Origin of the sequence: Streptomyces sp. DSM 40868 (assembly GCF_011820545.1) — a bacterium.
Classification (GTDB): Bacteria; Actinomycetota; Actinomycetes; order Streptomycetales; family Streptomycetaceae; genus Streptomyces; species Streptomyces eurythermus.
In genome coordinates this window covers 7,140,818-7,162,936 of sequence record NZ_CP050504.1, presented here as the reverse complement: position 1 = coordinate 7,162,936, position 22,119 = coordinate 7,140,818, and the positions used below count along the sequence as shown (strand labels likewise).

The 22,119-nt window shown below is 71.4% G+C and carries 16 protein-coding genes and 1 pseudogene; 6 read left to right on the top strand and 11 right to left on the bottom strand.

Annotation, left to right across the window (positions count from 1 at the left end; genetic code table 11):
* The first annotated feature begins 109 nt into the window (after positions 1 to 109).
* Positions 110 to 946 (top strand): aldo/keto reductase, encoded by an 837-nt coding sequence (locus HB370_RS32465; protein WP_030789106.1) that lies wholly within the window; start codon positions 110 to 112, stop codon positions 944 to 946.
* Positions 947 to 1,003: 57 nt separating this feature from the next.
* Here the strand turns inward: HB370_RS32465 and HB370_RS32460 are convergent, their stop codons facing one another.
* On the bottom strand, positions 1,004 to 1,615 hold the full coding sequence (locus tag HB370_RS32460; protein ID WP_030789110.1) for a hypothetical protein: 612 nt from the start codon (positions 1,613 to 1,615) through the stop codon (positions 1,004 to 1,006).
* A gap of 201 nt (positions 1,616 to 1,816) precedes the next feature.
* On the opposite strand from HB370_RS32460, the gene HB370_RS32455 reads away from it, so the two are divergent.
* Positions 1,817 to 2,509 (top strand): glycoside hydrolase family 75 protein, encoded by a 693-nt coding sequence (locus HB370_RS32455; protein WP_030789114.1) that lies wholly within the window; start codon positions 1,817 to 1,819, stop codon positions 2,507 to 2,509.
* Positions 2,510 to 2,528: 19 nt separating this feature from the next.
* On the opposite strand, the pseudogene HB370_RS32450 reads toward HB370_RS32455, so the two are convergent.
* The 3 genes and pseudogenes from HB370_RS32450 to HB370_RS32440 all read right to left on the bottom strand — a co-directional run.
* A pseudogene (locus HB370_RS32450) lies at positions 2,529 to 3,064 on the bottom strand (SDR family NAD(P)-dependent oxidoreductase); the annotation flags it as partial.
* 32 nt (positions 3,065 to 3,096) lie between these two features.
* Positions 3,097 to 4,014: a class I SAM-dependent methyltransferase gene (locus HB370_RS32445; RefSeq protein WP_030789117.1), complete on the bottom strand. Its 918-nt coding sequence runs from the start codon at positions 4,012 to 4,014 to the stop codon at positions 3,097 to 3,099.
* A 144-nt stretch (positions 4,015 to 4,158) separates the two neighbouring features.
* Positions 4,159 to 5,904 carry a glycoside hydrolase family 6 protein gene (locus HB370_RS32440; RefSeq protein ID WP_030789120.1) on the bottom strand — a complete coding sequence of 582 codons (1,746 nt, stop codon included), beginning with the start codon at positions 5,902 to 5,904 and terminating at the stop codon, positions 4,159 to 4,161.
* 520 nt (positions 5,905 to 6,424) lie between these two features.
* Here HB370_RS32440 and HB370_RS32435 point away from each other — a divergent pair.
* Together HB370_RS32435 and HB370_RS32430 are read left to right on the top strand one after the other, a co-directional pair.
* Entirely contained in the window at positions 6,425 to 9,337 is a 2,913-nt protein-coding gene (locus tag HB370_RS32435) for a glycoside hydrolase family 48 protein (protein WP_030789136.1), read from the top strand.
* Between the two features lie 153 nt (positions 9,338 to 9,490).
* Positions 9,491 to 12,151, top strand: a complete 2,661-nt coding sequence (locus HB370_RS32430) for a cellulose binding domain-containing protein (RefSeq protein WP_030789152.1) — start codon at positions 9,491 to 9,493, stop codon at positions 12,149 to 12,151.
* 51 nt (positions 12,152 to 12,202) lie between these two features.
* Here HB370_RS32430 and HB370_RS32425 read toward each other — a convergent pair whose 3' ends face one another.
* From HB370_RS32425 to HB370_RS32415, 3 genes are all read right to left on the bottom strand, one after another.
* Complete coding sequence (locus HB370_RS32425) at positions 12,203 to 12,892, bottom strand: hypothetical protein (protein WP_030789155.1); 690 nt, start codon at positions 12,890 to 12,892, stop codon at positions 12,203 to 12,205.
* 112 nt (positions 12,893 to 13,004) lie between these two features.
* Complete coding sequence (locus HB370_RS32420) at positions 13,005 to 13,760, bottom strand: class I SAM-dependent methyltransferase (RefSeq protein ID WP_030789158.1); 756 nt, start codon at positions 13,758 to 13,760, stop codon at positions 13,005 to 13,007.
* 5 nt (positions 13,761 to 13,765) lie between these two features.
* Positions 13,766 to 14,071, bottom strand: coding sequence for a 4a-hydroxytetrahydrobiopterin dehydratase (locus tag HB370_RS32415; RefSeq protein WP_030789161.1), 306 nt, complete (start codon positions 14,069 to 14,071; stop codon positions 13,766 to 13,768).
* 103 nt (positions 14,072 to 14,174) lie between these two features.
* Between HB370_RS32415 and HB370_RS32410 the strand changes: the two genes are divergently transcribed.
* Together HB370_RS32410 and HB370_RS32405 are read left to right on the top strand one after the other, a co-directional pair.
* Positions 14,175 to 14,999 (top strand): helix-turn-helix transcriptional regulator, encoded by an 825-nt coding sequence (locus tag HB370_RS32410; RefSeq protein ID WP_030789164.1) that lies wholly within the window; start codon positions 14,175 to 14,177, stop codon positions 14,997 to 14,999.
* 133 nt (positions 15,000 to 15,132) lie between these two features.
* Entirely contained in the window at positions 15,133 to 15,558 is a 426-nt protein-coding gene (locus HB370_RS32405; RefSeq protein WP_030789169.1) for an OsmC family protein, read from the top strand.
* Positions 15,559 to 15,623: 65 nt separating this feature from the next.
* Here HB370_RS32405 and narI read toward each other — a convergent pair whose 3' ends face one another.
* The 4 genes from narI to HB370_RS32385 are packed head-to-tail and all read right to left on the bottom strand — an operon-like array spanning position 15,624 to position 22,115.
* Complete coding sequence (gene narI / locus HB370_RS32400) at positions 15,624 to 16,346, bottom strand: respiratory nitrate reductase subunit gamma (RefSeq protein WP_030789172.1); 723 nt, start codon at positions 16,344 to 16,346, stop codon at positions 15,624 to 15,626.
* Positions 16,343 to 16,837, bottom strand: a complete 495-nt coding sequence (gene narJ, locus HB370_RS32395; protein ID WP_030789176.1) for a nitrate reductase molybdenum cofactor assembly chaperone — start codon at positions 16,835 to 16,837, stop codon at positions 16,343 to 16,345. Before narJ ends, narI begins: the two co-directional genes overlap by 4 nt.
* Complete coding sequence (gene narH / locus HB370_RS32390) at positions 16,837 to 18,432, bottom strand: nitrate reductase subunit beta (protein ID WP_030789179.1); 1,596 nt, start codon at positions 18,430 to 18,432, stop codon at positions 16,837 to 16,839. Before narH ends, narJ begins: the two co-directional genes overlap by 1 nt.
* A complete protein-coding gene (locus tag HB370_RS32385; RefSeq protein WP_030789182.1) occupies positions 18,432 to 22,115 on the bottom strand; it encodes a nitrate reductase subunit alpha in 3,684 nt (1,227 codons plus the stop codon). The genes narH and HB370_RS32385 overlap by 1 nt, the downstream gene beginning before the upstream one ends.
* Positions 22,116 to 22,119 lie beyond the last annotated feature (4 nt).

The following is a 22,119-nucleotide window of genomic DNA, read 5'->3' as shown; positions in this document are numbered from 1 at the left end:
GGGCGCGGCCGGGAATTCACGGTGTCGCGCGTGGCCAGGAATGCGGAACGGCCCGTGATCGTTGACCATGGGAGTAACACCTGTCGACAACCGAAGGACCAAGAGGCTCGTGAGCAGCAACGTCCCCCCGATCATCCTCAACAACGGCGTCGAGATGCCCCAGCTGGGATACGGCGTCTGGCAGGTGCCGGACGACGAGGCCGAGCGAGCCGTCGCCACGGCGCTCCAGGCCGGCTACCGCAGCATCGACACCGCCGCGATCTACGGCAACGAGGAGGGCACCGGCAAGGCCATCGCCGCCTCCGGCGTGCCCCGCGAGGAGATCTTCGTCACCACCAAGGTCTGGAACAGCGACCACGGCTACGACGCCACGCTGCGCGCCTTCGACACGTCGCTGGCGAAGCTGGGGCTCGACTACGTCGACCTGTACCTGATCCACTGGCCGCTGCCGTCCCGGGACGCGTACGTCGACACCTACAAGGCGTTCGAGAAGCTGTACGCGGACAAGCGGGTGCGCGCCATCGGTGTCTCCAACTTCCTGCCCGAGCACCTGCGGCGGCTGACCGAGGAGACCTCGGTCATTCCGGCGGTCAACCAGATCGAGCTGCACCCGCACCTCCAGCAGCGCGAGTCGCGTGCCGTCCACGGGGAGCTGGGCATCGCCACCGAGGCGTGGTCGCCGCTCGGCCAGGGCAAGGGCCTGCTGGAGGTGCCCGCGATCGTGGCGATCGCGCGCAAGCACGACCGCACCCCGGCCCAGGTGGTGCTGCGCTGGCACCTCCAGCTGGGCAACATCGTGATCCCGAAGTCCGTGACGCCGTCCCGGATCAAGGAGAACATCGCGGTGTTCGACTTCAGCCTGGACGACGAGGACCTCGCGGCGATCAGCGCGCTCAACGAGGACCGGCGGCTCGGCCCCGACCCGGCCACCTTCGACATGGCCTGATCACCATGGCCTGATCACCGGCCTGCCCTGAGCACCGGCCCGGCGCGGCCCCGCGGCTCAGTCGAGGCGCACGTCGGCGTACACGACCTCGAACTCCTCGAGGCCGACCACGTCGACGTGCGCCTTGGCCGTCGCCTCGTGGCGCACGCCGGCCATGGCCGCCCGCGAGGCGGCCAGCGCGGCGCGGTCGGCGAACAGGGCGCCGGCCACGGCCCGGCCCCGCTCCCGGTCGAGCAGCAGGGAGGTCCGGCACAGCCCCGGCAGCGACTCGGCCCGCGGCACCACCGTGGCCCGGAAGGCGTCGACGACCAGGTCCGCGTCGCGCGGGTCGAACTCCAGCCGGGCGGCGCGCAGTCCGCCGCCCTGCCGGGGGTGCTCGATCTGGTGGAACACCGCGGCCTCGTAGTTGGCGACCGACACCGTGCCGGCGAAGGGCTCCAGCAGCGCCTCGCGCCGCTCACGCATGATCTCGTCGCTGTTGTGCCGCGCCGCCTCGGTCTCCCACCAGCTCACCGCGAGGAGTTTGCCGAGTTCGCGGTCCACGAAGATGCCCGCGCCCCGGTATCCCGGGCGTTCCTCCAGCAGGTCCCGCCCCTCGCTGTTCAGCGACCGCACGGCCGTGTCCAGCAGTGCGGGATCACCGGTCGCGTACACCGCGCGTACGAACATGGGACTCGCCTCCGCAAACGGCGGCCGTGAAACGGCCGGACGTCCAGGACACATCCGACCCCACCAGTCTCTCCAGCGGCCGCGATCACCGCAATGCGCACGGGTTTCAGCCGTTCGCCTCCCCGGGGTTGACGGGGACATGTCGTGGGGGCACGGTGGACCCATCTGGTAAGGAAACTTTCCTAACAGAAGGGTCCCGCCGTGCGTCTCCGAACCCTCACCCTCGCCGCGGCCTCCGGCACCGCCCTGCTCGCCGCCGGTCTCCTGCCCGCCCACGCCACCGCCGCCGCCCCCAGGTCCGCCCAGGAGGGCACGGTCAGTGCCGCCGACCTGCTCGCCAAGGTGACCTCCTGTTCGCAGATCTCCAACGGCAAGTACCGGACCGACGAGGAGACCTCGGCCACGGTCCCCGTGTGCGGCAAGAACGGCGCGGTGTTCTGGAAGGCGGACATGGACATCGACTGCGACGGCCAGCGCACGGCCAACTGCAACGAGGACCGCGACCCCTGGTTCCAGGCCGACACCGCCTTCCACCAGTCCGACGGCAAGCCGCTGAACGCGGAGACCCTGCCGTACGTCGTGGTGCCCAGCACCAGCAGCATCTGGAACTACTCGAACGCCGGCATCAAGGGCGGCGGTGTGGTCGCCGTGATCTACAACAACAAGGTCGAGTACGCCGTCGTCGGCGACACCGGCCCCTCGCAGATCATCGGCGAGGCGTCGTACGCCACCGCCAAGGCGCTCGGCATCGACCCGGACCCCGAGACCGGGGGCGCGGACTCGGGGGTGACCTACATCCTGTTCAAGAACTCCCAGGTCTCCCCCATAGAGAGCCACAGCGCCGCGGTCTCCCTCGGGGACCGGCTGGCCAAGCAGTTCCTCGCGAGCAACTGACGCCGGTCGTCCGTCGGACGGGCCGGCCCACCGGACGGACGACCACGGTGTCGACATCCACCCCGGCCGGCTGCCGGATCGTCCGGACCACCGAGTCGGCGATCTGGCCGGCGGTCAGCAGATGCCCAGGGGGCAGGCTGCCGTAGCCGTCCCAGAAGGGCGTCTCCACCCGGCCGGGGGCCGCCGGCGTGACCCCGACACCGAACTCCGTGACCTGCCGCCGGGTGTTCTCGGCGAGCCCCGTCACCGCCCACTTGGTGGCGCCGTAGAGGTTCCCGGGGCCGGGCCGAGCACGTTGGTGAGGACCATCTCGGCCCAGCCGGACGGGTCGCCGTCCGCCACGGTGTCATGGGTGGCGAACCCGGCGTTGGTGACGACGGTGTCCAGCCGGCCGTACGCCTTCAGCGTGCGGTCGACCGCCTGCCGGACGTCGGCGTGGTCCGCGGCGTCGCCTGCCACCGTCAGCAGCCCCTCGGGGCGGCCGAGTCCGTCGGCGAAGTCCCGCAGCCGCCGCTCCCCGCGTCCGGTGACGGTCACCCGGTGCCCGGAGTCCATCACTTGGAGAACGCTTCAAGTCAAGTGCGGGATCAGTCCTGACGGACGGCGGTGTGCACGGTGTGGGCGCCGAGCACGAACACGTCCGGGCGTACGTGCACGCTCGCGGGGTCGGAGGGGTCCAGGAGCCGGTCGAGGGTGGCCCGGTCGTCGGCGTCCAGCGCCTCGCCGACGCCCTCGCGGACCCGGGACAGGTGCGCGGCGACATAGGCGCGGGCCCGTTCGTCGGCCGGGGCCGGCAGGTCGAGCAGGAAGGTACGGGTGCCGGTGTGCTTCAGGCCGGCCGCGGTCAGCAGGGCGGGCCAGTCCTCGGTCTCGGCGACGGAGCCCGGCAGTTCGGCCCGCATCCGGGCGAACCACTCCTCCTCCAGCGCGTCGAGCCGGGCCTGGAGTCCGGGGCGGCCGATGCCGAGGTCCCGGGGCAGGAAGCGGGAGGGCAGTCCGCCCTCCAGCAGGGCCAGGGTGCCGCCGGGGGCCAGGTGCCCGGCGAACGCGGCGAGCGCGGCCCGCTGGTCGCCGAGGTGGTGCAGGCTGCGGCTGGCCCACAGCAGGCCGGCCGGGCGGTTCAGGCGGCCGAGCGCCTCGGGCAGTTCGCCGGCCACGGTGTCGAAGCGGTCGCCGACGCCGAGCCGGGCGGCCCGCTCGCGGGCGCGTTCCAGCAGCGGGGCGGTGCCGTCGACGGCGACGACGCGGGCGGTGGGGAACGCCTCGGCGAACAGGCAGGAGACGACGCCGGGGCCGCTGCCCGCGTCCACGACGAGCCCGGGCTCGGTGACGTCCTGCCCGAGCCAGGCGATGGCCTCCCGGTAGAGGGGGGCGAACAGCTCCGCCTGTGCCTGAAGCAGACCGGCCAGTTCGTTCCAGTCGATGTCCGTGCCGTGCCCGTGGCCATGTCCGTGGCCGTGCCCGGCGTGGTGCCCGTGGTGCTGTTCGTGGTGTCCGTGTGCCATGGTGATCAGCCTCTCGTCCGGTTGCCGTCAGGGTGCGACGGCACACCGGCCGAGGGCCACTTCCGTTGCCGTTCCGGCAAACAGGTATGCCGGAACGGACCGCCGGGGCCCGGGGGTCGGGCGGGCCCCGGCGGAGTCACCGCGTCACGACAGCGGCGGGTAGGCGTTCTGCATCAGCTGCTGGAACTGGGCGGAGAACCAGTGCCCGGCCAGCGGCGAGTTGGGCAGCGCGCCCGAGGGGTTGTTGCCGTTGCGCGCGTTGCCACCGTAGGTGGGGTCGCACATCTGGTCGAAGCCCTTGCCCTCGTCGTTGTCGATGGGGGCGCTGGCACCGTCGGACTGCCCCGGGGGCTTGGCCCACACGTAGGCGTCTATCCCGGCGGCGGGCGCCGCGGTCGGCCGTTCACCGAGTCCGGCACCGCTCTGGTTGCACCAGTTGCCGACGTGGATGCGCCGGTCGATGCGGCCGCCGTTGACATAGTTGTCGACCGAGGTCAGCGGGCCGGGGCCGGTGGGCCGGGCGGTGCCGCCCCAGCCGTTGCGGGAGGTGTCGATCAGCATGCCGATGTTGGAGCTGAACCCGGTGGAGATCAGCTTGTCCCGCAGGCCCTGCGCGTACGACTGCTCGTCCACGTACTGGTTCCAGTCGACCCACTTCGACTGGCGGACGGTCTGGCCGTTCACGGTGTCGGTGACCTTGAAGTTGGGTTCCTTGGTCGGGCTGTAGTTGGCCGTGTTGACGATGAAGCCGGCCACGTCGCTCAGGCTGGCGCCGTTGGTCGTGGCGACCTTGTAGAACTCCTGGGCGGTCGGGCCGAGGTTGGTGTCCCAGCCGAGCCAGCCGTGGTGGCCGGCGTCGATGTAGTTGTATACGTTCGAGAGGTTGCCCAGCTTGTCCAGGGCGTAGCTCACGCCCTTCTCGTAGTTGCCGTTGGACTTCATGGTCACGCAGGCGTCGGTGGTGGTGTTGGTGCCGCCGGCGTTGGTGACCAGGTTCGGCAGCGAGTCCGGCTCGATGAGCGCGGAGATGCGCAGGCCCGCGTACTTGGAGTCGGCCAGGATCGAGGCGATGGCGTCGATGTACTGCGTCTTGTACTTGTCGATGTCCGTCGGGCCGAGTTCGCCGTTGGAGGCGAGGGCGGCGCAGTCCCGGCCGGGCAGGTCGTAGATGACCAGCTGGACGACCAGTTCGCCGGAGCCCTTCTGCTTGAGGGCCTCGTCCAGGTGGGCGCGCAGGCCCATGCCGCCGTTGACGCCGTTGATGGCCGCGATGCGGTCCAGCCAGACGAACGTGGGCTGGTTGGAGACGCGGCTGCCGCCCGGCTCGGCGGCGGCCAGCTTCGACCACTCCGGGTCCACGTACACCTTGGCGCCGGTGTACGGGTTGTCGACGCGGCCGGTGGTGCCTCCGCCGCCGTTGTCGCCCCCGCCGCCGTTGTCCCCGCCGCCGCCGTTGTCGCCGCCCCCGCCGTTGTCGACGTTGCAGGCGACCCCGTCGAGGGTGAAGGTGGCGGGCACCGCGTTGGTGCCGGTGTAGCTGCCCTGGAACCCGAAGCTCACCGAACCGCCGGTGGCCAGCGAGCCGTTGTAGCTCTCGTTGGCGGCGGTGACCGCGTTGCCGCTCTGGCTGAGCTTGGCGTTCCAGCCGCTGGTGACCTTCTGGTCGCCGGCGTACGACCACTTCAGCGACCAACTGGACTTGGCGGGCGAGTTGTTGGTGATGGTCACGGCGGCCGTGAAGCCGGTGCTCCACTGGTTCTGCACCTTGTAGTCCACGGTGCAGGGGACGGCGGCGGCAGCGGCGGAGGCCGACTGCATGCCCAGTGCCGTCCCGGAGGCCCCGGCGACCAGCGCCAGGGCGGCGAGCAGTGATGTTCTGGTACGACTCATGAGTGCGGGTGTCCTTCGGTGTGATGTCGTGCGGTGTGGTGCCGTGTCGGGAACTTGCGGGGTGACGGTGCGCGGGCGGTCGCACGGCCCGGCGCCGTACGCGGTGGGTGTGCCGTCGTGGGCGTGGCGGTGACGGGCGGCGGGGAGTCCGCCCGCCGGCTCGGCGGATCCGCGGGTGTTCCACTGCCCGGGGCCGTCCTGGAAACCCTTCGCCCACTGGCCGGTGGCGGCTGAAGGTGCGCAGAACGGGGGTGGCACATGAGCGAGTCCTCGCAGTGTGGCGTGCCCGGACGGACACGACGACTGATGGAAGCGCTCCCACTGGTGCGAAGGAAGGTAGCGCCAACCGACGGGAAAACACAGGGGGTTCGCTTTACTTTTTTACGTTCGGGTTCCCCGAATGTTTTTCGCAGTGTCCAGGTCTTGACCGTCCGTTACCCCGTCTTCACTATGGGAGCGCTCCCACTGGTTCAAGCCTTGACTTCTCCCCCGAGCCGCAGCCGCAAGGAGGAACCAGCACATGGATCCTGGACGCAGACGCACGACCGCGCGCCGGTTGTGGACCGCGGTGGCCGCCGCGTTCGCCCTGCCGCTGTCGATGCTCGCCACCGGCGCGGAGACCGCCCACGCGGCCGCCGTGCAGTGCAGTGTCGACTACAAGACCAACGACTGGGGCTCGGGCTTCACCGCCGACCTCACCCTCACCAACCGCGGTACGGACGCCATCAACGGATGGACGCTGACGTACGCCTACGCGGGCAACCAGAAGCTGAGCGGCGGCTGGAACGGGACCTGGTCCCAGTCCGGCCAGTCGGTCACCGTGAAGAACGCCTCCTACAACGGCACCATCGCCGCGGGCGCCGCCGTCTCCACCGGCGCCCAGTTCACCTACAGCGGAGCCAACACCGCTCCCACGTCCTTCGCCGTCAACGGCACCACCTGCGCCGGCGCCCACCAGCCCCCGGTGACCGTGCTGACCAGCCCGAGCCCGGGCGCGGTCTACTCCCAGGGGGACGCCGTCCCGCTCGCGGCGACCGCGGCGGCGGCCGACAACGCGACCATCAGCAAGGTGGAGTTCTACGACGACACCGCGCTGCTGGGCACGGACACCAGCGCGCCCTACTCGCTCTCGGCCTCAAGTTTGACCGTGGGCAGTCATTCCCTGGTGGCGAAGGCCTACGACAGCCTGGGCGCGTCCGCCACCTCCACACCCGTGGGCATCACCGTGTCCTCCGGCCCCGCAGTGGTCGCCTCGCCGTCCCAACTGGGCGTCCAGCAGGGCAAGTCGGGCACGTTCTCGGTGAAGCTGTCCACGCAGCCGAGCGCGAACGTCACGGTGAGCACGACCCGCACGGACGGCAACACCGGCCTGTCCGTGACCGGTGGTTCCTCGCTGACCTTCACCCCGTCGAACTGGAACACCGCGCAGACCGTGACCATCACGGCCGACTCCTCCGGCACCGGCAGCGCGACCTTCACCGCGTCGGCCACCGGCCACACCAAGGCGACGGTCACGGTCACCGAGCTGCCCGCGGCCAAGGCGTACGACGCCCGCTTCCTGGACCTGTACGGGAAGATCACCGACCCGGCGAACGGCTACTTCTCCCCCGAGGGCATTCCGTACCACTCGGTGGAGACGCTGATCGTCGAGGCCCCGGACCACGGTCACGAGACCACCTCCGAGGCGTACAGCTATCTGCTGTGGCTGCAGGCGATGTACGGCAAGGTCACCGGCGACTGGTCGAAGTTCAACGGCGCCTGGGAGATCATGGAGAAGTACATGATCCCCACGCACGCCGACCAGCCGACGAACTCCTTCTACAACGCCTCCAAGCCGGCCACCTACGCGCCCGAGCTGGACACCCCGAACGAGTACCCGGCGAAGCTGGACACCTCGGTCTCGGTGGGCCCGGACCCGATCGCCGGTGAGCTGAAGAGCGCGTACAACTCGGACGACATCTACGGCATGCACTGGATCCAGGACGTGGACAACGTCTACGGATACGGCAACGAGCCCGGCAAGTGCGAGGCCGGACCGACCGCCACCGGACCGTCGTACATCAACACCTTCCAGCGCGGCGTGCAGGAGTCGGTCTGGGAGACGGTCACGCAGCCGACCTGCGACGCCTTCAAGTACGGCGGCCGCAACGGCTATCTGGACCTGTTCACCGGCGACAGCTCCTACGCCAAGCAGTGGAAGTTCACCAACGCCCCGGACGCGGACGCCCGCGCGGTGCAGGCCGCCTACTGGGCGGATGTGTGGGCCAAGCAGCAGGGCAAGAGCGGTGACGTCTCCGCGACGGTCGCCAAGGCCGCCAAGATGGGCGACTACCTGCGCTACGCGATGTACGACAAGTACTTCAAGAAGATCGGCAACTGCACGAGCACGTCCTGCCCGGCCGGCACCGGCAAGGACGCCTCGCACTACCTGCTGTCCTGGTACTACGCCTGGGGCGGCGCCACCGACACCTCCGCCGGCTGGGCCTGGCGGATCGGCTCCAGCCATGTCCACGGCGGCTACCAGAACCCCCTGGCCGCCTACGCGCTCAGCTCCTTCGCCGACCTGAAGCCCAAGTCGGCCACCGGTGCGAGCGACTGGGGTAAGTCGCTCCAGCGGCAGTTGGAGTTCTACCAGTGGCTCCAGTCCTCCGAGGGCGGCATCGCGGGCGGCGCCACCAACAGCTGGGCCGGCCGCTACGCCTCCCCGCCCGCCGGCACCTCCACCTTCTACGGCATGGCCTACGACCCGGCGCCCGTCTACCACGACCCGCCGTCCAACCAGTGGTTCGGCTTCCAGGCGTGGTCGATGGAGCGGGTCGCCGAGTACTACCAGCAGACCGGGAACGCCCAGGCCAAGGCGATCCTCGACAAGTGGGTGAAGTGGGCGCTGTCCAAGACCACGATCAACCCGGACGGCACCTACCGCATCCCCTCCACCCTCCAGTGGTCGGGCCAGCCCGACACCTGGAACGCCACGAGCCCCGGCTCCAACAACGGGCTGCACGTCACCGTCGCCGACTACACCGACGACGTGGGCGTGGCCGCCGCCTACGCCAAGACGCTGACGTACTACGCCGCCAAGTCCGGTGACACGGCGGCCAAGTCCACGGCGAAGGCGCTGCTGGACGGCATGTGGAACAACTACCAGGACAGCCTCGGCATCGCCGTGCCCGAGACCCGGACCGACTACAGCCGGTTCAACGAGAAGGTGTACGTGCCGAGCGGCTGGAGCGGCACCATGCCCAACGGCGACGCGATCAACTCCTCGTCCACGTTCTCCTCGATCCGGTCCTTCTACAAGAGCGACCCGAACTGGTCGAAGATCGAGGCCTACCTCAAGGGCGGCGCAGCGCCCGTGTTCACGTACCACCGGTTCTGGGCCGAGGCGGACATCGCCCTGGCCATGGGCTCGTACGCGGAACTGCTCGAATAGTCCCCGCCGGCACTCCGCGTACCCGGCCCCGCCACAGGACGGCGGGGCCACCCGGGCCGGGCGGCCCGACCGTGCGGTCGGGCCGCCCGGCCCCCACGCACCGCCCCACCTCCGTGACCTTCTTGATACGACGTCAGGAAAGGTGTCCCCACCGTGCGCAGAACCCGCATCCTCGTGGCCGCGTTCTCGCTGGCCGCCGGACTGCTCGCCGGCACCCCGCCCGCAGTGGCCGCCACCGCCTCCGCTCCGCCCCTCACGGCGGAGGCCTACACCTGGAAGAACGCCCGGATCGACGGCGGCGGATTCGTCCCCGGGATCGTCTTCAACCGCACCGAGAAGAACCTGGCCTACGCCCGCACCGACATCGGCGGCGCCTACCGCTGGCAGCAGGCGACCAAGACCTGGACCCCGCTGCTGGACTCGGTGGGCTGGACCGAGTGGGGGCACACCGGAGTGGTGAGCCTCGCCTCCGACCCCGTCCAGCCGGACAAGGTGTACGCGGCCGTCGGGACGTACACCAACAGCTGGGACCCGACCGACGGGGCGGTGCTGCGCTCCGCCGACCGGGGCGCGACCTGGCAGAAGACCGACCTGCCGTTCAAGCTGGGCGGCAACATGCCCGGCCGGGGCATGGGCGAGCGGCTGGCCGTCGACCCGAACCGGAACAGCGTGCTGTACCTGGGCGCGCCCAGCGGCAAGGGCCTGTGGCGGTCGACGGACTCCGGGGTGACCTGGTCGCAGGTGACGAGCTTCCCCAACCCCGGCAACTACCGGCAGGACCCGAGCGACACCAGCGGGTACGCAAGCGACAACCAGGGCATCGTCTGGGTCACCTTCGACGAGTCCACGGGCACGTCCGGGAGCGCGACGAAGACCCTCTACGTGGGCGTCGCCGACAAGGACAACGCGGTCTACCGCTCCACGGACGCGGGCGTCACCTGGACCCGGCTGGCGGGCCAGCCGACCGGGTACCTGGCGCACAAGGGCGTCCTGGACGCCGTGAACGGCTACCTCTACCTCGCCTACAGCGACACGGGCGGCCCCTACGACGGCGGCAAGGGCCGGCTGTTCCGCTACGCGACGGCGACCGGCACCTGGACCGACATCAGCCCGGTCGCGGAGGCGGACACCTACTACGGCTTCAGCGGGCTGACCGTCGACCGGCAGCACCCGTCCACCCTCATGGCGACCGCGTACAGCTCCTGGTGGCCGGACACCCAGCTGTTCCGGTCCACCGACGGAGGCGCCACCTGGACGAAGGCGTGGGACTACACGTCGTACCCGAACCGCGCCAACCGCTACACCATGGACGTGTCCTCCTCGCCCTGGCTGACCTTCGGCGCGAACCCGTCACCGCCCGAACAGACGCCGAAACTGGGCTGGATGACGGAGGCGCTGGAGATCGACCCGTTCGACTCCGCCCGGATGATGTACGGCACGGGCGCCACGGTCTACGGCACCGAGGACCTCACGAAGTGGGACAGCGGCGGGCAGTTCAGCCTGAAGCCGATGGTGCGGGGCCTGGAGGAGACGGCGGTCAACGACCTCGCCGCACCGCCCTCCGGCGGCGCCCAGCTGTTCAGCGCCCTCGGTGACATCGGCGGCTTCCGGCACACCGACCTGACCTCGGTGCCGTCCATGATGTACACGTCACCGACCTTCACCTCGACCACCAGCCTGGACTTCGCCGAGTCGGACCCGAACACCGTCGTCCGCGTCGGCGACCTGGACTCCGGGCCGCACATCGCGTTCTCCACGGACAACGGGGCCACCTGGTTCGCGGGCCAGGACCCTTCGGGTGTCTCGGGCGGCGGCACGGTGGCGGCGGCGGCGGACGGCAGCCGGTTCGTGTGGAGCCCGGCCGGCACCGGCGTGCGCCACACCACGGGCTTCGGGACCTCCTGGGCGGAGTCCGCCGGCATCCCGGCCGGCGCGATCGTCGAGTCCGACCGCGTCGACGCGAAGACCTTCTACGGCTTCAAGTCCGGGAGGTTCTACGTCAGTTCGGACGGCGGGGCGACCTTCACCGCCTCGCCGGCCACGGGCCTGCCGAGCGGGGACAGCGTGCGCTTCAAGGCACTGCCCGGCGCCAAGGGAGACGTGTGGCTGGCGGGCGGGGCGGCGGACGGCGCCTACGGGCTGTGGCACTCCACCGACGGCGGCGCGAGCTTCACCAAGGTGCCGGGCGTGGAGCAGGCCGACACCGTCGGCTTCGGCAGGGCCGCCCCGGGCGCCTCGTACCAGACGCTCTACACCAGCGCGAAGATCGGCGGGGTGCGCGGCATCTTCCGCTCCACGGACAAGGGCGCGTCCTGGACCCGGATCAACGACGACGCCCACCAGTGGGGCTGGACCGGCGCGGCGATCACCGGTGACCCGCGGGTCTACGGCCGGGTGTACGTGTCGACGAACGGCCGGGGGGTCGTCTACGGCGACATCTCCGGCACCGGCGACACCGGCGGCGGCACCGATCCGGCGCCGGGGCCCACTGGCGCCTGTACCGTCAGCTACAAGATCACCCATCAGTGGGCCGACGGCTTCCAGGCCGACGTGACGCTGGCCAACACCGGCTCCTCGGCGTGGAACGGCTGGTCCCTCACCTGGTCCTTCGCCGACGGCCAGAAGGTCACGCAGATGTGGAACGCCGGTTACACCCAGTCCGGCGCGACGGTCACGGCGCGGAACGTGAGCTGGAACGGCACGGTGGAGGCGGGCTCGTCGGTGTCCTTCGGCTTCACGGGAAGCCGGTCGGGTACGACGAACAGCAGACCGGCTTCCTTCAAGCTGGGCGACCGGACCTGTACGGTCGCCTGACGATCGGCCCGGCGGGGGTGCCGGCCACGAGCGGCATCCCCGCCGGGTCCCCTACTTGACGGTGCCGGTGAAGATCGCCGCGTCCGATTCGAAGTCGGGGCTGACCTCGATCTGGATGAGCTTCTCCCCCTTGGGCAGTTCGCAGCCCCACGGCACGTTCAGGGAGCGGCCCGGGAGCAGCTTGGTCTCCGGGCCGCCCTCGAGGCCGGCTTCGGAGTCGAAGACCGAGTCGCTGCTCTTGCCGTCCTTGCCGTAGGAGCAGTTGACGGTGAGCTGCGTGATGTCGAGGGCCTTCTTGCCGCCGTTCTTCACCTTGACGGTGAACTGGAGGTACGGCGTGTTCTCCGGCTCGGCGTACTCGCCGGTCACGGAGCGCTTGAACCCGGAGAGGGCGACCTCGGTGGCCGGCTCGTAGACGGCGGTGTCGTCCAGGGCGTAGACGCCGTCCTCCTCGCCGCCGTCCGCGCTGTCCGTGGCTTCCTCGTCGTCGGTGGCCGCCGCGTCGTCGGCCTCGGCGTCGTCCGCGCCCGCGGCGGCGGTCTCGGTGACGGTCACGGTGGGCGCCGGCTCGGCCTCGGCGTCTCCGCTGACCCCCACCGTGACCAGGGCCGAGACCGCGGCGGCGACGACGGCCGCCGACACGGCGATGAGCGCGGTACGGGGCTTCCTCGGCGGTACGGGCGGCGGCGGGACCGGCGGTCCGTAGCCCGGCATGGGCGGTGGTGTGAAGTCGGTGCTCATGGGCCCCCCTGGGACGTGCTGTGTGATCTTCGCATGATCCCCTCTCGAAGCGGAATGTGAAAACTCCGTGATGGAATCGTGTCCGGGGGCCTGGTCGCGCCGTCACCCCGGCTCAGGGCGGGGCGGGCGCCGCTTTCCGGAACGCGCGCACGCTGAACAGCGGGTCGGCGCGCGGGCGGTCCTGGTCGGGCAGCGCGGCCAGCCGGGCGGCGAACTCCTCGGTGCGCGGCTCGCCGGGCGGCAGCAGGGTGAACCAGCCCCGGCGCAGGTCGGCGATGGTCCGGCGGGGGCTGCGGCCCTGCCCGGGGCTGCGGAACGAGCCGTGCCCGGCGGGCCGCAGCCCGTGCCGGGCGGCCTCGGCGGTGACGGCGGCGGGGGCGTCCGCCGCGGGCCGGCGCGGGCGGTCGGCGAGGACCGCGTCGATGTCACTGCCGACGTTGTGCGCGGCGGCCTTGTCGACGGTGGTGACGTACACCCCGCCGGGCCGCAGCACCCGGGCGCACTCGGCGACGACCGCGCGCAGGTCCGCGGGGTCGTCCAGCAGGTGCAGCAGCCAGATGGTCGTGACGGCGTCGAACGTGCCGTCGGGGAAGGGCAGTCGGCGGCTGTCGGCCCGGACGACCGCGCCGGGCAGCCGGGCCGCCGCCCGGCGGAGCATCGCGGGGGTGAGGTCGGCGCCGGTCACCCGCAGCCCGGGGCGCGCGGCGGCGAGCCGCCGGGTGACGATCCCGGTGCCGCAGGCGACGTCCAGGAGGCGTCCGGGCCCGGGGGGTATCAGACCGAGGACGGTGCGTGCGGCGGCCTCGGCCCGGGCCTCGCCGCCGCGCAGGGCGTCGTAGTCCTCGGCTTCCTTCTCGTAATCGAGCACATCGCTCAGTGTGCCCCGTGGCCTGGGGCGATGTCCTCCACCCTCCGGGCCAGTTCGAAGTCCTTGACGGTGAGGGCGCCGCCCGCGCTGTGGGTGTGCACGCCGAGGACCACGGAGTCGTAGCCGAGGGTCAGGTCGGAGTGGTGGTCCAGCTCGTCCTGGATGCCGGCGATGTGCACCACCAGCGCGGTGGCCGCGAAGTGCGAGCCGAGCCGGTAGGTCCGGGTGAGCCGCCCGTCCCGCACCGACCAGCCGGGCAACCCGGCCAGGCGGTCCTCGATCTCCTGCTGCGACAGCGGTGCTACGGCCATGACCGTGCGCTCCCTTCCATGCCGGGGGTACGGACCCAGCCTGCCACGGCCGGGGTACGGACGGCGCACCGACGCGTGCCGGGGCTCGACTAGGGTCACGGGTATGTCGGTTGCCGCCTCCGCCCGCCCCGTCTCCCCCGCCGCCGGCCCCGGTGTCGGCCCGTTGCTGCGCGCCTGGCGCGAGCGGCGCCGCGTCTCCCAGCTGGAGCTGGCGCTGCGGGCCGGCTCCTCGGCGCGGCACATCAGCTTCATCGAGACCGGACGGTCCCGGCCGAGCGAGGAGATGGTGCTGCGGCTGGCGGAGCGGCTCCAGGTGCCGGTGCGCGAGCGCAACGCCCTGCTGCTGGCGGCCGGTTACGCCCCGCGCTATGCGGAGACCCCGCTGGACGACCCGGCGCTGGAGGGCTTGCGGGACGGGCTGGAGCGGCTCATCCGGGGCTATGAGCCCTACCCCGCGCTGGTGGTCGACGCCGGGTACACGGTCGTCGCCGCCAACCGGGGCGTCGAGGTGCTGCTGGCGGGGGTGCCGGAGAAGCTGCTGTCCCCGGCACCGAACGCCATGCGGCTGACGCTGCACCCGGAGGGGCTGGCGCCGCGCATCCTGAATCTGCGTCAGTGGCGCGGGCATCTGCTGGCCCAGATGGAGCGGGAGATCGCCCTGCACCGCTCGGACCGGCTGCGCGCGCTGTACGAGGAGGTGGCGGCCTATCCGATGCCCGAGGAGCAACCGGATGCCGAACCGGCGGAGCCGGTCCCGTACTTCGCGCTGCCGCTGCGCGTGGAGCACGACGGACGGACCCTGTCGTTCGTGTCCTCGATCTCCACGTTCAACACCCCGATGGACATCACGGTCGCCGAACTCGCCATCGAGACCCTCCTGCCGGCGGACCGAGCCACCGCCGACCATCTGCGCGCGCTCGCCGGCTGACCGGCCCCGGCGCCGCGGCATCACCCGCCGTTCACCCGGCGGAGCCGGTCTTCGGCCGTGCGAGGGGCCCGGATGTGATCGGATAGGGGCACCGGGAACCCCGGCAACCGCGATCCTCGCGAAAGGAAGCAACGTGGCAACCACGCGCACCGCGCACACCGTCTGGGAAGGCGAGCTGCTCAAGGGCAGCGGGACCGTCTCCTTCGACTCCTCCGGCATCGGCGAGCAGCCGGTGTCGTGGCCCTCGCGCGCCGAGCAGGCCAATGGCAGGACCAGCCCCGAGGAGCTGATCGCCGCCGCCCACTCCAGCTGCTTCTCCATGGCCCTCTCGCACGGCCTGACCGGCGCCGGCACCCCGCCCACCCGGCTGGAGACCAAGGCCGACGTCACCTTCCAGCCGGGCGAGGGCATCACCGGCATCCACCTCACCGTGCGCGGCGAGGTGCCGGGTCTGGACGAGCAGGGCTTCGTCTCGGCGGCCGAGGACGCCAAGAAGAACTGCCCGGTCAGCCAGGCCCTGGCCGGTACGACGATCACCCTGACGGCCGAGCTGGCCTGAGTCTCGTCCGTGCCCGTGGGCCGCGCCCCCGCACCGGGGCGCGGCCCACGGCGTTCTCGGAGCGCTCAGCCGCCCAGCCGCTCCCAGCCCCGCCGGTCCGGTCGCGGGCCGAGCCGGCGGGGGTCCCGGGTGCGGTAGACCACGTACGGCCGGAACAGGTACTGCACCGGCGCGCTGAACATGTGCACCAGCCGGCTGTACGGCACGAACGCGATCAGCACCATGCCCACCACCGCGTGCACCTGGTACAGCACCGGCACGCCCGTCATCAGCCCCGTCTCCGGCCGGAGGGTGAACAGGCCGCGCGCCCAGGGGGCGATGGTGCTCCGGTAGTCGTACCCGTTGCCGCCGGTGTGCGTCAGTTTGGCGGCCATGCCCAGCCCGATCGCGCCGAGCAGCAGCAGGTACATCGCCTTGTCGTTGGCCGTGGTGGCCCGGAAGACGGGGGCGCGGGTGCGGCGGCGGTAGACGAGCAGCCCGACCCCGGCGACCGTCAGCACCCCGGCCGCCGTCCCGCCGTACAGCGACAGCAGGTGGTAGGCGTGCTCGTCCACGCCGAACGTCTCCGTCCAGGACACCGGCACGAACAGCCCCACCAGGTGTCCCGCCAGCACGAACAGGATGCCGTAGTGGAAGACCGGGGAGGCGACGTTCAGCAGCCGTGACTCGTACACCTGGGAGGAGCGGGTGGTCCAGCCGTACTTGTCGTAGCGGTAGCGCCAGACGAGGCCGGCCACCAGCAGGGCGAGGGCGACGTAGGGCAGGGCGCCCCACAGCAGGACGGTCATCGGCGTGCTCCGGGGTGGGAGGCGGGCAGGGCGGCGCAGACCGCGTCCAGGACGCCCGCGTACGGTGTGCCGCAGGCGGCCAGCCGGGTACGCAACTGCTCCAGGCCGGTACGGTGCTCCGTCAGCAGGCCGGTCTCGCCGGTCCGCGCGGTGAACTCCAGCACGGCCGGCAGGAAGTCGGGCAGCTCCTCGCCGCTGAACTCCAGGCCGTGGCGGCGGTAGACGTCCTTGAAGCGCACCAGGGACATTCCGCGCCGCCGGGTGTCGCCGTCGTGCCACCAGCTCAGGTACAGGCTGTGCCGGTTCTTGAGGTCGAAGACCTCCACGTAGTGCGCGGCCAGGTCCAGCAGCGGGGTGACGGCCGCGTGGTCGGTGAACTCCCGCAGCTGCGGGGCGGCTTCGCGCAGCAGCGGCAGCCGGGCGACGAGGTCGTCGTCCGGGTAGGTCAGGCACAGGGCCGCCGCCTGGTAGAGCACCGCGTCCGAGGGCATCAGGCCTCCTCCGCGTCGTCCGAGGTCTGCCGTCCGCGCAGCAGGTGGAAGTTCTCCACCGACACCAGCGGGAGCCGTCTGCGGCCGGAGTCCCGGCCGAACGGCCCGTCGCCGCCCATGCCGGGTCCGCCCGGGTGGTCGAGGCCGCACTCGGCGGGCACCGCCGACTCCTCCAGCCGGCGGGCGTCCCCGACGGCGGCGGTCGGGATGACGTACCGCTCCTCGTACTTGGCGATGGCCAGCAGCCGGTACAGGGCCTCGATGTCGGCCGGGCGCATACCGGCCGCCGAGGCGATCTCCGGGTCCGGCCTCTCGCCGAGGTTGAGGGCCCGCATGTGGGAGCGCATCGCGGCGAGCTTCTCCAGCGAGGCCCGTACCGGCCCGGTGTCGCCCGCGGTGAACATCTCCGCCAGGTACTCCAGCGGGATGCGCAGGGTGTCGATGGCGCCGAACAGGTTGCCGGCGTCCTCCCCGTCGTGCCCGGTGTCGGACAGCGCGTCCACCACCGGCGACAGCGGCGGGATGTACCAGACCATCGGCATGGTCCGGTACTCGGGGTGCAGCGGCAGCGCCACCCGGTACCGGCTGACCAGCGCGTGCACGGGCGAGCGGCGGGCCGCCTCGGTCCACTGGCGCGGGATGCCGGCGTCCTCGCAGGCGCGCAGCACCTTGGGATCGTGCGGGTCGAGGAACACGCCCAACTGGGCCTCGTACAGGTTCTTCTCGTCCGATACGGAGGCGGCGGCGGTCACCTTGTCGGCGTCGTACAGCAGGACCCCGAGGTAGCGCAGCCGGCCCACGCAGGTCTCCGAGCACACCGTCGGCAGGCCGACCTCGATCCGCGGGTAGCACAGGGTGCACTTCTCGGCCTTGCCGGTGGCGTGGTTGAAGTACACCTTCTTGTACGGGCATCCGGTCACGCACATCCGCCAGCCCCGGCAGTGGTCCTGGTCGACCAGGACGATGCCGTCCTCGGCCCGCTTGTACATCGCCCCGGACGGGCAGGAGGCCACGCACGAGGGGTTCAGGCAGTGCTCGCAGATCCGCGGCAGGTAGAACATGAACGTCTGCTCGTAGGCGAACCGCACCTTGTCGGACGCCTCTTGGCGCAGGCGTTCGACCATCGGGTCCAGGTCGCCGTAGGCGGGGGCGCCGCCGAGGTTGTCGTCCCAGTTCGAGGACCACTCGATCTTCATCGGCTCCCCGGTGATCGACGACACCGGCCGGGCCACCGGGTAGTCGTCGCCGAGCGGGGCGTCGGTGAGGTTGCGGTACTCGTACGTCCAGGGTTCGTAGTAGTCCTTGATCTCCGGCAGCCGGGGGTTGGAGAAGATCCCGGCGAGCTTCCGGAACCGGCCGCCGGCCTTGAGGGTGAGCGCGCCGCGCCGGTTCAGCTCCCAGCCGCCGCGCCACTTGTCCTGGTCCTCGTAGCGGCGCGGGTAGCCCTGTCCGGGGCGGGTCTCCACGTTGTTGAACCAGACGTACTCCATGCCGCGCCGGTTGGTCCACGCCTGTTTGCAGGTGACCGAACAGGTGTGGCAGCCGATGCACTTGTCGAGGTTCATCACCATCGCGATCTGGGCCATCGGACGCATCAGTACTCGACCTCCTGGCCGCGGCGGCGGATCACCGTGACCTCGTCGCGCTGGTTGCCCGTCGGGCCCAGGTAGTTGAACGCCCAGGACAACTGCGCGTATCCGCCGATCAGATGGGACGGTTTGAGCAGCAGCCGGGTCAGGGAGTTGTGGATGCCGCCGCGCATCCCGGTGGTCTCCGTCTTCGGGACGCTCACCGTGCGCTCCTGCGCGTGGTGCAGGTAGACGGTGCCGGGCGGCATGCGGTGCGAGACGATCGCGCGGGCCACGACCACGCCGTTGCGGTTGACCGCCTCCACCCAGTCGTTGTCCCCGGCCCCGATCGCGTCGGCGTCCTCGGGGGACATCCAGATGGTCTGCCCGCCCCGGGAGAGGGCCAGCATGAACAGGTTGTCCTGGTACTCGGAGTGGATCGACCATTTGTTGTGCGGAGTGAGGTAACGCACCGTCACCTCCCGCTGCCCGTCCGCTCCGAGGCGTGGTTCGCCGAAAAGCCGGTGCATGTCCAGCGGCGGCCGGTACACCGGCAGGGCCTCGCCGAGTTCGTGCAGCCAGTCGTGGTCGAGGAAGAAGTGCTGGCGGCCGGTGAGGGTGTGCCAGGGTTTGCCGTGCTCGGTGTTGAGCGTGAAGGCCGTGTAGCGCCGGCCGCCGGACTCGCTGCCCGACCACTCCGGCGAGGTGATCACCGGCACGGGCGCCGCCTGGGTGTCGGCGTACGTGACCCGTTTGCCCTCGTGCTCGGCGGCGAGATGGGCCATCGGCCGCCCGGTGCGCCGCTGAAGCGTGCGGAAACCCTCGGTGGCCAGGCGCCCGTTGGTGGTGCCGGACAGGGCGAGGATGGTGTTCGCCGCCTTCACGGCCGTGTCCAGCGACGGCCGGCCCTGGTAGCCGGTGCCGTTGGACTTCCGCAGCTGGGAGACCTCCACGTCCGGGCGCAGGGCGATCCCCTTGACGGCGAGGCCGAGTTTCTCCACCAGCGGGCCGAGGGAGGTGAACTTGGCGGCGATCGCGGTGTAGTCGCGCTCCACGACGGTCAGGTTCGGCAGGGTCCTGCCGGGTACGGGCTCGCACTCGCCGCGCTTCCAGTCCCGCACCACCCCGCCCGGCTGGGCGGTCTCGGCCGGGGTGTCGTGCTGGAGCGGGCTTGCCACCAGGTCCTTGCGGACGCCCAGATGGTCGACGGCCAGCTCGCTGAGCTTCCGGGCGAGCGCCTTGAAGGTGTCGAAGTCGGTGCGGGCCTGCCAGGGCGGGTCCACGGCCGGGGTGAAGGCGTGCACGAAGGGGTGCATGTCGGTGGAGGACAGGTCGTGCTTCTCGTACCAGGTCGCGGCCGGCAGCACCACGTCCGACAGCAGCGTGGAGGAGGTGTGCCGGAAGTCCAGCGACAGCAGCAGGTCGAGCTTGCCCTCCGGTGCCGGCTCCCGCCAGGTCACGTCCCTCGGCCGTTCGCCGGGCGCGGCCTGGTCGGCGCGCAGCGAGGAGTGGGTGCCCAGCAGGTGCCGGGTGAAGTACTCGGCGCCCTTGGCCGAGGAGCCCAGCAGATTGGCCCGCCACAGGGTCAGCACGCGCGGCCAGTTCTCCGGGGCGTCCGGGTCCTCGCAGGCGAACCTCAGGGTGCCGGCGCGCAGTTCGGCGACCGCCTTCGCCACCGGGTCGCCGCTCTGCTCGCCCAGGTCGAGCGGGTTGCGGTCGAAGGTGGGGTACGACGGCATCCAGCCCGCGCGGGCGGACAGCGCCAGGCAGTCCGCGGCGGTCATCCCGGCGAACCGGCCCTCGCCGAGCGGCGAGGCGAGCACATCGGCGGCGAAGCGGTCGTAGCGCCACTGGTCGGTGTGCAGGTACCAGTAGCCGGTGCCGATCGCCTGCCGGGGCGGGCGGGACCAGTCGGAGGCGGCGGCCAGCGTGGCCCAGCCGGTCACCGGGCGGCACTTCTCCTGGCCCACGTAGTGCGCCCAGCCGCCGCCGTTGCGGCCCTGGCAGCCGGTGAGCTTCAGCAGCGCCAGGAAGGCGCGGTAGATCGTCTCGGAGTGGAACCAGTGGTTGGTGCCCGCCCCCATGATGATCATGCAGCGGCCCTCGGAGCGCTCGGCGGTCCGCGCGAACTCCCGCGCGATGCGCACGCACTGGGCGGCCGGGACGGAGGTGTGCGCCTCCTGCCAGGCGGGGGTGGCCGGGGTGCGGGCGTCGTCGTAGGAGTCGGGCCAGTCGCCGGGCATCCCGGGGCGGGCCACCCCGTACTGGGCCAGCAGCAGGTCGTAGACGGTCGTCACCAGCGGGCCGTCCGGGCCGCCCAGCCGGGTGGCCGGCACGCTGCGCCGCAGCACCTCGCCCCGCCCCTGCCCGTGTGTGCCGCCCTCGGTGTCGAACCGGGGCAGCAGCACCTCCACCGGCACCGCGACCTCGCTGCCGTACAGGCTCAACAGAGGCCGGATGTCGCCCAGTTCCAGATTCCACCGGCCCTCGCCCGACTCGGTCCAGCGAAAGCCCAGGGAGCCGTTCGGCACCACCGCGCGGCCGGTCGTCTCGTCCAGGACGGCCGTCTTCCACTCCGCGCCCTCGCCGCCCCGGCCGATGTCGGTGGCGCGCAGGAACTTCGCCGGTACCCACGCCCCGTCCCGCTCGGCGAGCGTCACCAGGAACGGCAGGTCGGTGAACTTCCGCACGTAGTCGGTGAAGAACGGCGTCTGCCGGTCGACGAAGAACTCCTTGAGGATCACATGGCCCATCGCCAGGGCCAGCGCGCCGTCCGTGCCCGGGTGCGGGTGCAGCCAGGCGTCGGCGAACTTCGTGGCGTCCGCGTAGTCGGGTGAGACCACCACCACCTTCTGGCCCCGGTACCGCGCCTCCGCCATCCAGTGCGCGTCCGGGGTGCGGGTCACCGGGACATTGGACCCCCACATGATCAGATAGGCGGCGTCCCACCAGTCGCCGGACTCCGGTACGTCCGTCTGGTCGCCGAAGACCTGCGGGGAGGCCACCGGGAGGTCGGCGTACCAGTCGTAGAACGACAGCATGGACGCGCCGATCAGCGAGTGGTAGCGGGCGCCGGCCGCGTGCGACACCATCGACATCGCCGGGATCGGGGAGAACCCGGCGATCCGGTCGGGGCCGTAGGTCTTGATGGTGTGCACCTGCGCGGCGGCGACCAGTTCCACCGCCTCCTCCCAGCGCGCCCGCACCAGGCCGCCCTTGCCGCGCGCCCGCTGGTATCGGCGCCGCCGCTCGGGGTCGTTCTGGATGTCCGCCCAGGCCAGCACCGGGTCCCCCAGCCGCTGCTTCGCCTCCCGGTACATCTGGAGCAGCACGCCCCGGACGTAGGGGTGGCGGACCCGGGTGGGCGAGTAGGTGTACCAGGAGAACGCGGCGCCGCGCGGGCAGCCGCGCGGCTCGTACTCGGGCCGGTCCGGGCCCACCGAGGGATAGTCCGTCTCCTGGGTCTCCCAGGTGATGATGCCGTCCTTGACGTACACCTTCCACCGGCAGGAGCCGGTGCAGTTCACGCCGTGGGTGGAGTGCACCACCTTGTCGTGGCTCCACCGGTCCCGGTAGAAGGCGTCCGCCTGCCGGCCGCCGGTCAGGGTGACGCTGTGCAGGTCGGGCGCGGGCGTGCCGGGCCGGAAGAAGCGGCCGGCGGACAGCAGGGCCGCGCCGGGTTCCCTGGGCGGTCTCCGCGTGTCGGTCACATGC